General features: G+C 72.7%; 13 protein-coding genes. 7 read left to right on the plus strand and 6 right to left on the minus strand.

All coding sequences use genetic code 11. From position 1 onward, the window contains the following. Positions 1-2: 2 nt before the first annotated feature. A complete protein-coding gene (locus ACP4E5_RS35535; protein ID WP_425836012.1) occupies positions 3-995 on the minus strand; it encodes an aldo/keto reductase in 993 nt (330 codons plus the stop codon). A gap of 141 nt (positions 996-1,136) precedes the next feature. On the opposite strand from ACP4E5_RS35535, the gene ACP4E5_RS35540 reads away from it, so the two are divergent. From ACP4E5_RS35540 to ACP4E5_RS35565, 6 genes are all read left to right on the plus strand, one after another. Continuing rightward, positions 1,137-2,345, plus strand: a complete 1,209-nt coding sequence (locus ACP4E5_RS35540) for a hypothetical protein (RefSeq protein WP_425836014.1) — start codon at positions 1,137-1,139, stop codon at positions 2,343-2,345. 102 nt (positions 2,346-2,447) lie between these two features. After that, complete coding sequence (gene argC, locus ACP4E5_RS35545) at positions 2,448-3,485, plus strand: N-acetyl-gamma-glutamyl-phosphate reductase (protein ID WP_425836016.1); 1,038 nt, start codon at positions 2,448-2,450, stop codon at positions 3,483-3,485. Continuing rightward, the gene (gene argJ / locus ACP4E5_RS35550; protein WP_425836018.1) at positions 3,482-4,633 is read left to right on the plus strand and encodes a bifunctional glutamate N-acetyltransferase/amino-acid acetyltransferase ArgJ; all 1,152 of its coding nucleotides are present in this window, start codon (positions 3,482-3,484) and stop codon (positions 4,631-4,633) included. The genes argC and argJ overlap by 4 nt, the downstream gene beginning before the upstream one ends. Beyond that, positions 4,630-5,586: an acetylglutamate kinase gene (gene argB, locus ACP4E5_RS35555; RefSeq protein WP_425836020.1), complete on the plus strand. Its 957-nt coding sequence runs from the start codon at positions 4,630-4,632 to the stop codon at positions 5,584-5,586. The genes argJ and argB overlap by 4 nt, the downstream gene beginning before the upstream one ends. Further along, positions 5,583-6,779, plus strand: coding sequence for an acetylornithine transaminase (locus ACP4E5_RS35560; protein WP_425836022.1), 1,197 nt, complete (start codon positions 5,583-5,585; stop codon positions 6,777-6,779). The genes argB and ACP4E5_RS35560 overlap by 4 nt, the downstream gene beginning before the upstream one ends. A gap of 14 nt (positions 6,780-6,793) precedes the next feature. Next, a complete protein-coding gene (locus ACP4E5_RS35565; RefSeq protein WP_425836024.1) occupies positions 6,794-7,354 on the plus strand; it encodes an arginine repressor in 561 nt (186 codons plus the stop codon). A 52-nt stretch (positions 7,355-7,406) separates the two neighbouring features. Here the strand turns inward: ACP4E5_RS35565 and ACP4E5_RS35570 are convergent, their stop codons facing one another. Then, entirely contained in the window at positions 7,407-8,114 is a 708-nt protein-coding gene (locus tag ACP4E5_RS35570) for a response regulator (RefSeq protein ID WP_425836026.1), read from the minus strand. After that, a complete protein-coding gene (locus tag ACP4E5_RS35575) occupies positions 8,114-10,042 on the minus strand; it encodes a sensor histidine kinase (RefSeq protein ID WP_425836028.1) in 1,929 nt (642 codons plus the stop codon). The genes ACP4E5_RS35570 and ACP4E5_RS35575 overlap by 1 nt, the downstream gene beginning before the upstream one ends. Positions 10,043-10,237: 195 nt before the next feature. On the opposite strand from ACP4E5_RS35575, the gene ACP4E5_RS35580 reads away from it, so the two are divergent. After that, positions 10,238-10,699 (plus strand): hypothetical protein, encoded by a 462-nt coding sequence (locus ACP4E5_RS35580; RefSeq protein WP_425836030.1) that lies wholly within the window; start codon positions 10,238-10,240, stop codon positions 10,697-10,699. A 57-nt stretch (positions 10,700-10,756) separates the two neighbouring features. On the opposite strand, the gene ACP4E5_RS35585 is transcribed toward ACP4E5_RS35580, so the two are convergent. From ACP4E5_RS35585 to ACP4E5_RS35595, 3 genes are all read right to left on the minus strand, one after another. Continuing rightward, the gene (locus ACP4E5_RS35585; protein ID WP_425836032.1) at positions 10,757-11,770 is read right to left on the minus strand and encodes a bile acid:sodium symporter family protein; all 1,014 of its coding nucleotides are present in this window, start codon (positions 11,768-11,770) and stop codon (positions 10,757-10,759) included. 104 nt (positions 11,771-11,874) lie between these two features. Beyond that, on the minus strand, positions 11,875-12,591 hold the full coding sequence (locus tag ACP4E5_RS35590) for a L,D-transpeptidase family protein (protein WP_425836034.1): 717 nt from the start codon (positions 12,589-12,591) through the stop codon (positions 11,875-11,877). A 3-nt stretch (positions 12,592-12,594) separates the two neighbouring features. Next, a complete protein-coding gene (locus tag ACP4E5_RS35595) occupies positions 12,595-13,182 on the minus strand; it encodes a pyridoxamine 5'-phosphate oxidase family protein (protein WP_425836036.1) in 588 nt (195 codons plus the stop codon). Positions 13,183-13,490: the final 308 nt, after the last annotated feature.

The raw sequence follows: 13,490 nt of genomic DNA on the forward strand, positions 1-13,490 counted from the left end.
GCTCAGCCGTTCACGAACTTCAAGCTGCCCGCGTCGTAGCGGTCACCGGCCACCGCGCCCGCCGGCGCCGCCGCGTCGATCGCGGCCAGGTCGTCCGCGGACAGCTCCAGCGTCGCGGCCTTGACGTTCTCCTCCAGGTACTTCTGGCGGCGCGTGCCGGGGATCGGCACCACGTCGTCGCCCTGGTGCTGCACCCAGGCGAGCGCCAACTGGCCCGCCGTGACGCCCTTCTCGGCCGCCAGCTCCTCCAGGCGCGCGACGATCGCGAGATTGCGCTCCAGGTTGCCGTCCGTGAAACGAGGCTGGGAGCGGCGAAGGTCGCCCTCCTTGAACTGCTCCGTCGACTTGTAGGCGCCGGTGAGGAAGCCGCGCCCCAGCGGCGAGAACGGCACAAGGCCGATGCCCAGCTCGCGGCACACCGGCAGGATCTCCGCCTCCAGGTCGCGCGTCCACAGCGAGAACTCGCTCTGCAGCGCCGCGATGGGATGCGTCGCGTACGCCTTGCGCAGCGTGTCCGCGCCCGCCTCCGAGAGGCCGAGGTGGCGCACCTTGCCCTCCTTCACCAGCTCCGCCATGGCGCCCACGGTCTCCTCGATGGGCACGTCCCGGTCGACGCGGTGCAGGTAGTACAGGTCGATGTGGTCGACGCCGAGCCTGCGCAGCGAGGCCTCGCAGGCCTGACGCACGTACGCCGCGTCGCCGCGGATCTCGACGGGCTCGCCGTACTTGTTGGCGAAGCCGAACTTCGTGGCGAGGACGGCCTGTTCACGGCGGCCCGGCGCCGCGAGGGCGCGGCCGATCAGCTCCTCGTTGTGCCCGGAACCGTAGAAGTCCGACGTGTCGAGCAGGGTGACACCGAGGTCGAGGGCGCGGTGGATCGTGCCGATCGACTGCTCGTCGTCGGACGGGCCGAAGCCGTGGCTCATGCCCATGCAGCCGAGGCCCTGCGCGGAGACGGTGAGCGCGCCCAGGCGGCGAGTGGGAAGGTTCGACATGGCGTGCTGCCTCCTGTGGTGGTGCCGGTGAGGTACGTGCCCGACGGTATGACCTGGAGCGCACTCCAGGGCAAGCGATCGCGCCCCGGGTACGCTTCCCGCGCGCCGGACGGGCCGGCGGTCGACGAGGGGGAGCGACACATGATCCGGTACGGAGGGGTGGCGTGCGCCGCTCTCGCGGCCTGCTTGCTGACCGTCACCGGGTGCGGGGCCAAGGGCGGCGACGGCGACGGGGCGCCCGCGTCGCCGAAGGCCCAAAAGGCGGATCTCTCCTGGAAGTTCGAGCACATCGCGGACTTCAACGGCGAGCTGACGGACGTCGCGGTCCTCGCCGAGGACGACATCTGGGCGGCCGGCGCCGAGAACGACGGCGGCTACGCGTCCCTGCTGCTGCACTACGACGGCACGCGCTGGACCCGCGAACCCCTGCCCGACGCCCTCGGCGACGGTGACGGCTACCCGCCGGTGCTCGAGGAGGTCGGCGACAAGGCCCTGTGGATGCGGTCGAGGCCGCGCCGGGAAGGCGTGCCGCAGGAGGACGCGGCGGCGGCCAAGTGGGCCCAGTGGGACGGCGCCCACTGGGCCGCGGTGCCGAATCCGCCGCCCGGCGGCGCGGGCGAACTGGAGGCCACCGCCACCGACGACATCTGGACGCTCACCGGCGAGCGGACCGCCGCCCACTTCGATGGCACGCGCTGGACCACGACCCGGCTCCCGTACAGGGCGGCCGACCTGGCCGCCGCCGGGCCCGACGACGTGTGGGCGGTCGGCAGCCGCTCCACGGGACCCGGCACCGAGACGGCCCACGGCGAGCGGTACGACCAGCCCGCCTCCATGCACTGGGACGGCACGTCATGGAAACCGGTGGACACGCCACAGGCCCGCTTCGAGGAGCCGATCCCGCCCGAGCCCGCCGCGGGCCTCGGGCAGGTCGTCGCGCTCGAAGGCGGGGAGGTGCGCGCCTACGGCACCAACTCCTTCAACCACGGCGAGGTCGACCCCGAACCGGAGGACCAGTACATCCGGCTGCGCCGGGACGGCGCGAAGTGGGTCGACCAGGAGCCCGCCCCCGGCGCGTGCGCGCTCCGCGTCCCCGTCGGCCAGGACTCGGGCGGCCTCTTCCTCGAGGGCAACTGGTACCTGACCGACTCCGGCCGCTGCGTAAAGATCACACGCAAGCGGCTGCCGCTGTCGACCGGCGCCCGCAAGGCCTCGAACCAGCAGCTGTGGCTGAAGGAGATCCACCGCATACCGGGCACCGACGAATGGATCGGCGCCGGAAAGGTGGAGGTCAGTCAGTCCGGCGACCCGTTCGGCGCGCCCGTGGTCGTACGCCTGGAACGCGGCTGAACCGCGTGCGCCGCCTCCCGCGGCTCCTCCGCATCGACAGCGCCACTCGTTGCATAAACGTGCACGGCGACGTATAGTCATGCCATCTAGGAGGAGGGTTCCATGGCGGTACGCGCAGCAGTGGCGGGGGCGAGTGGATATGCGGGCGGCGAAGTGCTGCGCCTGCTGCTCGCCCACCCCGAGGTGGAGATCGGCGCCCTGACGGGCAACTCGAACGCGGGGCAGCGCCTGGGCGCGCTCCAGCCCCACCTCTTCCCGCTCGCCGACCGAGTCCTCCAGGAGACCACGGCGGAGGTGCTCGCGGGGCACGATGTCGTCTTCCTGGCGCTGCCGCACGGGCAGTCCGCCGCCGTCGCCGAGCAGCTCGGCCCGGACGTCCTCGTCGTCGACATGGGCGCCGACTTCCGGCTGAAGGACGCGGGCGACTGGGAGACGTTCTACGGCTCCCCGTACGCCGGTACTTGGCCGTACGGCCTTCCCGAACTGCCGGGTGGCCGCGCCGCGTTGGAGGGATCCAAGCGCATCGCGGTTCCCGGTTGCTACCCGACGGCCGTCTCGCTCGCCCTCGTCCCCGCGTACGCCGCGGGGCTCGTGGAGAGCGAGGCCGTGATCGTCGCCTCCTCCGGCACCTCCGGCGCGGGCAAGGCGGCCAAGCCGCACCTGCTCGGCAGCGAGGTCATGGGGAACATGTCGCCGTACGGGGTGGGCGGCGGTCACCGGCACACCCCGGAGATGATCCAGAACTTCAGCGCCGCGGCGGGGGAGCGGGTCTCCGTCTCCTTCACGCCGACGCTCGCGCCGATGCCCCGCGGCATCCTCGCCACGTGCAGCGCCAAGGCCAAGCCGGGCGTCACCGCCGAGCACGTACGGGCCGCGTACGAGAAGGCGTACGGCGACGAGCCGTTCGTCAACCTGCTGCCCGAGGGGCAGTGGCCGCAGACGGCCGCCGTGTACGGGTCGAACGCGGCGCAGATCCAGGTCGCGTACGACGGGGCGGCGTCGGACACGGGCCGCGTCATCGTCATCAGCGCGATCGACAACCTGACCAAGGGCACCGCCGGCGGTGCCATCCAGTCCATGAACATCGCCCTCGGTCTCGACGAGACCACCGGGCTCTCGACGATCGGAGTCGCGCCGTGAGTGTGACGGCAGCCAAGGGATTCCAGGCCGCGGGCATCGCCGCCGGAATCAAGAACAGCGGGAACGCGGACCTGGCCCTCGTGGTCAACCGCGGCCCCCGCCTGGCGGCCGCGGGCGTCTTCACCTCCAACCGCGTCAAGGCGGCCCCGGTCCTGTGGTCCGAGCAGGTCCTCAAGGGCGGCGTCGTCTCCGCCGTCGTCCTCAACTCCGGTGGCGCCAACGCCTGCACCGGCCCCAAGGGCTTCCAGGACACGCACGCCACGGCCGAGAAGGTCGCCGAGGTCCTGGAGGTCAACGCCGGGGACGTCGCCGTCGCGTCGACCGGCCTCATCGGCGAGCTGCTGCCCATGGACAAGGTGCTGCCGGGCGTGGAGACGGCCGCGGCCCAGCTCTCCGAGCACGGCGGCGAGAAGGCCGCGATCGCCATCAAGACGACCGACTCCGTGCACAAGACGGCGGTGCACCAGGGCGAGGGCTGGACCGTCGGCGGCATGGCGAAGGGCGCCGGCATGCTGGCCCCCGGCCTCGCCACCATGCTGGTCGTCCTCACCACGGACGCCGACCTCGACAGCGACGTCCTGGACAGGGCGCTGCGCGACGCCACCCGCGTCACCTTCGACCGGGTCGACTCCGACGGCTGCATGTCGACGAACGACACGGTGCTGCTGCTCGCCTCCGGAGCCGCCGAAGTGACCCCGGAATACGAGGAGTTCGCCCAGGCCGTCCGCCTCGTCTGCGACGACCTCGGCCGACAGCTCATCGGCGACGCCGAGGGCGCCAGCAAGGACATCAAGGTCGAGGTGATCAACGCCGCGAGCGAGGACGAGGCCGTAGAGGTGGGCCGCTCCATCGCCCGTAACAACCTCCTCAAGTGCGCCATCCACGGCGAGGACCCCAACTGGGGCCGCGTCCTCTCCGCGATCGGCACCACGAAGGCCACCTTCGAGCCGGACGAGCTGAACGTCGCGATCAACGGCGTATGGGTGTGCAAGAACGGCGGCGTCGGCGAGGACCGCGACGAGGTCGACATGCGCTACCGGGAGGTCGTCGTCACCGCCGACCTCGCCGCGGGCACGGAAAGCGCGACGATCTGGACCAACGACCTGACCGCCGACTACGTCCACGAGAACAGCGCGTACTCCTCATGAGCGAGACGAACGACACCAAGCAGGCCACCGCGCGCAAGCACACCGCGCTCCCCAAGGCCCAGACGCTCATCGAGGCGCTGCCCTGGCTGACCCGGCACAACGGCAAGACGGTCGTCATCAAATTCGGCGGCAACGCCATGATCGACGACGACCTGAAGGCCGCGTTCGCGCAGGACGTCGTCTTCCTGCACCACGCGGGGCTCAAGCCCGTCGTGGTGCACGGCGGCGGCCCGCAGATCAGCAAGGCGCTCGACCGGCACGGCATCGTCAGCGAGTTCAAGGCGGGCCTTCGCGTCACCACCGAGGACGCCATGGACGTCGTGCGGATGGTGCTCGCCGGGCAGGTGCAGCGCGAGCTGGTCGGCCTGCTCAACCAGCACGGACCGCTCGCCGTCGGCATCACCGGCGAGGACGCGCACACCATCACCGCCACCAAGCACCAGCCCCGCATCGAGGGCGAGCTGGTCGACATCGGCCGCGTCGGCGAGATCACCGAGATCGACACCGGCGCCATCGAGGCCCTGCTCGCCGACGGCCGGATCCCGGTCGTCTCCTCGATCGCCCGTTCCCAGGACGACTCGCATGTCTACAACGTCAATGCTGATACGGCGGCTGCGGCACTCGCTGCTGCGCTGGACGCCGAGACGCTGATGGTGCTGACCGACGTCGAGGGCCTCTACGAGGACTGGCCCCACTCCGACGAGGTCATCAGCCGGCTCACCGCCACCGAACTCGAGAAGCTGCTCCCGGAGCTGGCGAGCGGCATGGTCCCGAAGATGGAGGGCTGCCTGCACGCCGTGCGCAACGGCGTGCACACCGCCCGCGTCATCGACGGCCGGGTCCAGCACTCGATCCTGCTGGAGATCTTCACCGATGAAGGCATCGGCACGATGGTCATCGCCGACAAAGAAGGCGACACAGAAGGCGACACCGAGGGGGAGGACAACTCGTGACCGCTAACCAGGAGTTGACGACGCGCTGGCAGGGCGCGCTGATGAACAACTACGGCACCCCGAGGCTGCCCCTCGTCAAGGGCGCGGGCGCCAGGCTGTGGGACGCCGACGGAAAGGAGTACCTGGACTTCGTCGGCGGCATCGCGGTCAACGCGCTGGGGCACGCCCACCCGGCGATCGTCGAGGCCGTCTCCACGCAGATCGCCTCCCTCGGCCACGTCTCGAACCTCTTCGTCGCCGAACCGCCCGTCGCGCTCGCCGAGCGGCTCCTCCAGCTCTTCGGCCGGGACGGCGCCGTCTTCTTCTGCAACTCGGGCGCCGAGGCCAACGAGGGCGCGTTCAAGATCGGCCGGCTCACCGGCCGCACCCACATGGTCGCCACCACCGGCGGCTTCCACGGCCGCACCATGGGCTCCCTCGCACTGACCGGCCAGCCCGGCAAGCAGGACGGCTTCACGCCGATGCCCGGAGACGTCACGCACGTCCCGTACGGGGACGTGGACGCGCTCAGGGCGGCCGTCACCGAAGAGACGGCCTTCGTCATCATCGAGCCGATCCAGGGGGAGAACGGCGTGGTCGTGCCGCCCGCCGGTTACCTCAGGGCGGCCCGCGAGATCACCCGCGCCACCGGCACCCTGCTCGTGCTCGACGAGGTGCAGACCGGCGTCGGCCGGACCGGGCACTGGTTCGCGTACCAGGCGGACGAGGGCATCGAGCCCGACGTCGTGACGCTCGCCAAGGGGCTCGGCGGCGGCCTCCCGCTCGGCGCGACGATCGCCTTCGGCGAGACGGCGAAGCTCCTGAAGCCCGGCCAGCACGGCACGACCTTCGGAGGCAACCCGGTCGCCTGCGCGGCGGGCCTCGCGGTCCTCGACACCATCGCGGGTGACGGCCTCCTGGAGAACACCAAGGCCGTCGGCGAGCGCATCAAGGCGGGCGTCGAGGCCCTCGGCCACCCCCTGGTCAGCCATGTCAGGGGCGAGGGCCTGCTGCTGGGTATCGTGCTCACCGGGCCGCGCGCGCCGCAGGTGCAGCAGGCGGCCCAGGAAGCGGGCCTCCTGGTGAACGCGCCCGCACCCGACGTCGTCCGGCTCATGCCGCCGCTGAACCTGAGCGACGCCGAGGCGGACGCGTTCCTCGCGGCGCTGCCCGCCGTACTGGACACGGCCGCCGACGACGAAGGACGAGCCTGAGGAATGGGACGACGATGAGCAGCAAAGCGGAGAGAGACGTAGCCGCGGCCACGAGCCTCGCGCACGCGGCGGCGGGAGTACCGCAGACGCGTGCCGCGCGGCACCGCCGGATAGTGGACATCCTCAACCGTCAACCCGTGCGCTCCCAGAGCCAGTTGGCGAAGCTGCTGTCCGACGACGGGCTCACGGTCACGCAGGCGACGCTCTCCCGCGACCTGGACGAGCTGGGCGCGGTCAAGATCCGCAACACCGGTGGTGAGCTGATCTACGCCGTGCCCAGCGAGGGCGGCTTCCGCACCCCGCAGGCCCCGCTCGGCGAATCGGCCAAGGAGGAGCGGATGCGCCGCCTGGCCGGCGAGCTGCTCATCTCGGCGGAGGCCTCCGCGAACCTGGTGGTCCTGCGTACGCCGCCGGGCGCCGCCCAGTTCCTCGCCTCCGCGATCGACCAGGCCGAACTGCACGTCATCCTCGGCACGATCGCGGGCGACGACACGGTGATGCTGATCAGCCGGGACCCGGCGGGCGGCCAGTCCCTGGCGGACCACATGCTCCGCCTGGCGCAGAACGACCACTGAGCGAAAGGGCGTTCCGGGGCCCGGGGCCGTGCGGCCTCAGAGTTCCGCGCGCTCAGGGTTCGGCGCGGGGAGGGCCCTCATGGCCGCCCTCCCCGGGAGCACGCTCCGTACGCGCGCCCAGGCCGGAGTCCCGCGCCCGCGCGACCGCCGCCGCCCGGTCCGGAAGCCGCAACTTCTGGAGGACGGCGGCCACATGGTTGCGTACGGTCTTCTCGCTCAGGACGAGCTTCCGGGCGATCGCGTGATTGCCGTGGCCGGCCGCGACGAGTTCGAGAACCTCGCGCTCGCGGGCGGTCAACTCCGGGAAGACCTGCTCCCGATAGCGTGCGTCGGTCCCGGTGAAGAAGCCGACGATCCGGTCCGCGACCGCGGCTCCGTACACGGCGTTCCCGGCCGCCACGCCGCGCGCCGCCCGCAGGATCTCCTCCCGGTCCGCCCCCTTGAGCAGATAGCCGCGGGCCCCCGCCCGGAGCGCCGCGAAGAGCGCCTCGTCGTCCTCGTGCATGGTCAGGACCAGGATGCCGAGGCCGGGCCGGGCCGCGAGGAGCAGCCGGATGGCGGCCACGCCGTCCAGTCCGGGCATCGCCAGATCGCAGAGCACGACGTCCGGCCGCACCCGCTCCACCACGTCGATCAACTCCCGGCCGTCGGCGGCCTCTCCGGTCACGGTGACGCCCTCGGCGCCGTCGAGCACGGCCCGCAGCCCGAACCGGAACATCGGATGGTCGTCCGCCAGGACGACGGTCAGCTCCGGGCCCATCACCGCTCCTCGAGCGGCAGCGACGCCCGTACCCGGGTGCCGTCCGCCCCGCTCTCGACCGTGAGCCGGCCGCCCGCCTGCTCGGCCCGGCGGCGCATCGAGGGGAGCCCGACGCCTTCGCTCCCCGCCGGTCCCATTCCGTGGCCGTCGTCCGCGACTCCCACCTCCAGGCACCCGTCGGCCGCGTCGAGCCGGACCGTCACGGAGCCCGCGCCGGCGTGCCGTTGGGCGTTGGTGACCGCCTCGCGGACGATCCGATAGGCGGCCGCCTCCACCTCGGGCCGCAGCGGCCGCAGCGTCCCGAGGGCCACGGTGACCGCGGGCCGGCCGGGCGCGGCGGCGCCGGCGAGCCCGCGTACGGCGCCTGCCAGGCCGTTCTCGTCCAGGGCGGCCGGGCGCAGATCGTCCAGGATGCGGCGGACCTCGTGGACGGCGGTGCCGGTCTCCGCGGTCAGCCTGTCCACCAGCGGATCGCCGGGGCGGGTCTCCCGCAGGGCCTGCAGACCGAGGGAGATCCCGGCGAGCGACGGGCCGAGACCGTCGTGCAGATCGCGGCGGAGCCGGTCCCGCTCGGTACGGGTCGCGGCCACCACGCGGTCCCGCTCCACCGCGAGTTCCCCGGCCAGCTCCAGGCTCCGCACCACCACCGCGACCTGCGGGGCGAGCGAGGCGAGCAGCCGCCGGTCGGAACCCCGGTACGGGCCGTACTCACCGGTCCGCGGCGGCACCCGCAACGTACCCATGTCCCTGCCGCCGACCCGTAGCGGCAGTACGCAGTCGTACGGACCGGCCAGAGTCGCGCCGTGCCGGGCCGTCTCGGCGCCGCCGGGGGAGTGCAGCGTGGCGGCGGGGGCGCGCAGCGCTCCGGCGACGGTGGCGAGCACCGCGGAGAGGAGTTCGTCCTCCCCGGCGTCGGCGACCCGGTCACCGAGCCGGGTCATCGCCCGTACCGGATCGCCACGGTCGCCGTGCACGAGCCGGTCGACGGCGGACTGGAGCCGGTCCCGCGCCGGGGTCAGGCCGACGGCGACCAGCGCCGCGGCCACCACCCCGGGCAGCGGTCCACGCCCCAAGGAGTCGCCGACGGTCGCGGTGACGAGCAGGTACACCGCGGCCACCGTCCCGGTCAGGGCGCCGTAGACCAGACCGCGCCGCAGGACGACCTCGATGCCGAGCAGTCGGTGCCGGATCACGCCGACCGCCACCGCGACCGGGATCAGGAACCCGAGGACGAACGACGCGACCTGCGAGGGCGAGAGGAACTGCGCGACCGCGAACGGCACCACCACGCACAGCAGCCACGCCAGTTGAGCGCGCTCCGGCGAGCGGGCCCGCACCAGGCGGACCACCGACCCCGCCCACACCACGAGGGTGCCCGACAGCAGGAGCAGCACGCCCGTCGCCGCGAGCGCCGGCACCGCACCGGGGACGGCGAGCGGCGAGGGGCCCGGCGCGATGTCGTCGTACCCCTTCGGGTCGAGGATCACGCCGGAGGCCAGGAGCAGCGTGCCGGACAGCGACGCGGCGACCGGCCACCGCCACCAGCGCGCGGCGAGCCGGCCGTCCGGATAGAGCGCGGGCAGCACGTTGAAGAGCGGGATCAGGCCGGGCAGCCACAGACCGGCGGCCGGCCATGCCGCCCACGTGGCCAGCGGCCAGGTGCCGGCCGTCACCCCGTGGCCGCCGTACGCGGCGAGCGCCTGCTGCGCGACCTGGAACAGGCCGACCGCCACCACGAGACGGCCCAGCGCGTTGCCCGGTCGCAGCCCGAGCAGCACCGCCCCGGTCGCGGTCCACACCACCGCGACCGCGGCGAACATCGCCGGGGCAGGGGCCCGCGCGCCGGGCAGCGTGCCGGCGACGGCCGCGAACGTTCCGAGGGCCACCGCCGCACCCACCGCCAGCACTGCCGGGGCATGCACGCGCATGGCCCTCATTGTGGCGCGGAGGCGGCGCCGCCGGGAGGGCCATGGCGCCCGATGACACCGGGCGGTCCGCCCGGGCGGACCGGGGCTCGGGCCTCAGGCGCCCGGGTCGCCCCAGGACGCACGATGCGGTCGTGCCACCGTTCCCCGGGGCCCGTGGTCGTGGGGAGTCCGCGCGACGACCGAAGGAGAACCGTCATGACCACTCTCGCAGCGAACCGCCGTCCCGTCGTTCCGGTCGCGGCCGGAACCGGGGTCGTCGCCCTGCTCCTGCTGCTCGTCGGCGGCTATCTGGAGACACCGTTCAGGTCGGGAGAGGACGGGTGGGGCCTGTCCGCCGGGCACGGTCTGCTCGAAGTGCCGGTCGCGGTCGGCTTCGTGGCGGCCGGGGTCGCCGTCGTCTTCGGTGTGGTGGTGCGCCGGGCCCTGCTCACGCCGCCGGTGCGGACCGCCCGTACCGCGCTGATCGTGACGCTGGTGGGGGTGCCCGCCGTGCTGGTGTTCTGGACCGGCCTGCCGGTCGTCCTCGCGTCCGCAGGCGCGTATCTGGCCCTGGACGCCCGCCGTCGGCACGGCGCCGTCCCCGCGACGGCTGTCGCCGCGCTGATCCTGTCGGCTCTGATCGTCGCGGAGGCTGTGCGCCTGGCCTTCACGGGCTGACCGCCGCTCCGGGGAGGGACGGCCGCGCTCACCGCGGCGGCCGTCCCTCCCCGGCGTTCAGTTCTTCTCCGCCGCCCTCGCCCGGTGCGACATCCACGCCGCGACCAGGGCGCCCGACACGTTGTGCCAGACCGAGAACACGGCGGCGGGCAGCGCCGCCAGCGGGCTGAAGTGGGCCGTGGCCAGGGAAGCCGCGAGGCCCGAGTTCTGCATGCCGACCTCGAAGGCCATGGCGCGCGAAGCGGGCTTGCCGAGCCGGCCGAGCTTTCCGGCGCCGTAGCCGAGCGCGAGGCCGAGGCCGTTGTGCAGCACCACCGCGACCATGACGAGGGCGGCGGCCGACTTGATGGCGTCGGCGCTGCCGGCGACCACCACGGCCACGATCACGGCGATGGTCAGCGCGGACAGCCACGGCAGCACCTTGAGCAGCCGGTCGACGTACCGGCCGAGCACGAGGCGCACGACGAGGCCCGCGATCACCGGGAGCAGCACGGTCTTCAGGATGTCCGTCATCATCGAGCCGGCGTCCACCGGCAGGTACGCGCCCGCGAGCAGCAGCGTCAGCGGCGGTGTGATCAGCGGCGCGAGCACCGTGGAGACGGTCGCGACGGACACCGAGAGGGCGACGTCGCCGCGCGCCAGGTAGGTCACGACGTTGGACGCGGTGCCGCTGGGCGCGCAGCCGACGAGGATGACGCCGGCCGCCAACTGCGGGGACAGGCCGAGCGCGTGGGCGATCGCCCAGCCGAGCCCCGGCATGATCACGTAGTGCGCGACGAGCCCGAGTCCCACGGCCCACGGCCGCTGCGCGACGCCCTTGAAGTCCGTGAGGGTCATCGTGAGGCCCATGCAGAACATCACGACGCCCAGCAGGTAGGGCACGTTGGTGCCCCAGCCGGCGAACGTGCCGGGGGAGGCGAGCCCCCAGGCTCCCGCGACGAGGACGAGCACAGGGAAGACGGTGACCGCGAGCCGCGCGGCGCGGTCGGTGGCCCCGCTCTCGACGGCTGTCCCGGCGGCGGTCTCCGCCGCGGGGGAGGTGGGGGACGTCTGTTCGGATTCGCTTCGCACCGGGCGATGCAACGCCTCGGTGGCGAATCCACGCAACCCCGTCTCGTTATGTGGTCCCTACACGGGAGCCGGTGTCCGTATAGGTGCTCATGTCCGTATACGTATCAGTACTTGGTGATCGCGGTCGTCCCGCCGGCCGTTCCGATCGCGATGTGCGGTGACCGTCCGGGGTGCAGCCAGGTCAGGATCCGGCGCATGGCGTCCTTCGGTACGGATACGCATCCGGCGGTGGCCCCGCGCCCGTTGACGTGCAGGAAGATTCCGGCTCCGCGGCCGTGCACGGGGCGGTGGTAGTTGAAGCCGATCACGAGCGCGTGCGCGTACTGCGTCGCGTAGTCGGCGAGGTGCTCGGACTCGGCGGCGCGGCAGTCGCGGGGGCGGGGCTCGGTCCAGCGGTTGTACGAGCGGGAGGCGTTGTCCTGGCACCACCAGGAGTCGCGGTGCACGCGCCGGTACGTCGCCGTGGTCCCACCCGGCGCCGCCTTCACGCCGAACGCGAAGGGCAGGTCGTAGAGGCCGGTCGGCGTCGTGTTGGTGTTCTGCTTGCGTTTGCTCCCCGCCGCGAGCCCCTTCGCCCCGAACCGCGCGGGCGCCGAACCGGCCTTCACCCAGCGGCCGTTTGCGCCCCGGTCCCACCAGGTGACGGTGCCGGTGGTCGAGGACGTACGGGGCGCCTGCGCGGTGATCAGCTGGCGGCCGCCGCCCGTGTCCGCCATGCGGGCGGGCAGCGGGTCGGCGGCGGCGGTGGTGGGGGAGGGGGCCGCGGCGAGGGCGGCGCAGGCGGCGACGGCGGTGGCGATACCTGCTCGAAAGGGGCGCATGGGTCAGAACGTAGCGGGCGGCAGCGGCAACGGCAGCCCGGGCAGGCCGTCCAGGCTCTTCGCGATGTACTCCTTCTTGTGGAAGTACGCGTCGAGCCCCGCGTCGTCCTCGCGCTCGAAGCGCCTGCCGTGCAGGTCGCGATCCTCGTCGTACGTCATGAAGGGCACGGTGTAGCCGCAGGTGTCGCGGATGTGTTCGGCGTGCACGACGATGACCGCGCGCAGGCCGTTGCGGGTCGGGTCGATGTCAGGGAAGCGGCCGACCAGTTCGGCGAAGCGGGGGTCGTCGCGGAACACGGGTTCGCCGCGGCCGTGCACCCGGACGATGTTCGGCGGGCCCTGGAACGCGCACCACATCAGGGTGATGCGGCCGTTCTCGCGAAGGTGGGCGATGGTCTCCGCGTTGGAACCGGCGAAGTCCAGGTAGGCCACGGTCCGTTCGTCGAGCACGGCGAAGGAGCCCTTGAGGCCCTTGGGGGAGAGGTTGACCGTCCCGTCGTCGGCGAGCGGGGCGGTGGCGGTGAAGAAGACCGGCTGGTCCTCGATGAACGTGCGCAGCCGCCCGTCTATGCGTTCATGACTTTTTCCCATACCGGGATGATGCCCGGTTCACGGCTCCTTCGTGGAGGGCGTCCGAACGGCGAAATATCCGCCGGCCAACAGCAGGGCGCACCCCGCGAGTTGGACGAGCAGCCATCCGATGACGCCGCTGGTCAGCGAGGCGGCGGCCAGCTGGCCGAGCGGTGACCGTGAGACACGGCCGCTCAGGGCGCGGGTGTGTGTCGGGACATCGGGCCGCTTGATCGTGACGCCGCCGGGTACCCCTCGTCGGGTCGGTCACGCGGATTCCGCGGCGCGGCCCCGAGGCACGATTGACGAAACATGCAGGACCCTGCATA

Origin of the sequence: Streptomyces fractus (genome assembly GCF_049844455.1) — a bacterium.
Classification (GTDB): domain Bacteria; phylum Actinomycetota; class Actinomycetes; order Streptomycetales; family Streptomycetaceae; genus Streptomyces; species Streptomyces fractus.

What these genes read in the sequence shown, in the direction of transcription:
- ACP4E5_RS35535 (WP_425836012.1), bottom strand. Translation starts at nt 995, where the DNA reads ATGTCGAACCTTCCCACTCGCCGCCTGGGCGCGCTCACCGTCTCCGCG.
- ACP4E5_RS35540 (WP_425836014.1), top strand. Translation starts at nt 1,137, where the DNA reads ATGATCCGGTACGGAGGGGTGGCGTGCGCCGCTCTCGCGGCCTGCTTG.
- argC (WP_425836016.1), top strand. Translation starts at nt 2,448, where the DNA reads ATGGCGGTACGCGCAGCAGTGGCGGGGGCGAGTGGATATGCGGGCGGC.
- argB (WP_425836020.1), top strand. Translation starts at nt 4,630, where the DNA reads ATGAGCGAGACGAACGACACCAAGCAGGCCACCGCGCGCAAGCACACC.
- ACP4E5_RS35565 (WP_425836024.1), top strand. Translation starts at nt 6,794, where the DNA reads ATGAGCAGCAAAGCGGAGAGAGACGTAGCCGCGGCCACGAGCCTCGCG.
- ACP4E5_RS35570 (WP_425836026.1), bottom strand. Translation starts at nt 8,114, where the DNA reads ATGGGCCCGGAGCTGACCGTCGTCCTGGCGGACGACCATCCGATGTTC.
- ACP4E5_RS35575 (WP_425836028.1), bottom strand. Translation starts at nt 10,042, where the DNA reads ATGCGCGTGCATGCCCCGGCAGTGCTGGCGGTGGGTGCGGCGGTGGCC.
- ACP4E5_RS35580 (WP_425836030.1), top strand. Translation starts at nt 10,238, where the DNA reads ATGACCACTCTCGCAGCGAACCGCCGTCCCGTCGTTCCGGTCGCGGCC.
- ACP4E5_RS35590 (WP_425836034.1), bottom strand. Translation starts at nt 12,591, where the DNA reads ATGCGCCCCTTTCGAGCAGGTATCGCCACCGCCGTCGCCGCCTGCGCC.
- ACP4E5_RS35595 (WP_425836036.1), bottom strand. Translation starts at nt 13,182, where the DNA reads ATGGGAAAAAGTCATGAACGCATAGACGGGCGGCTGCGCACGTTCATC.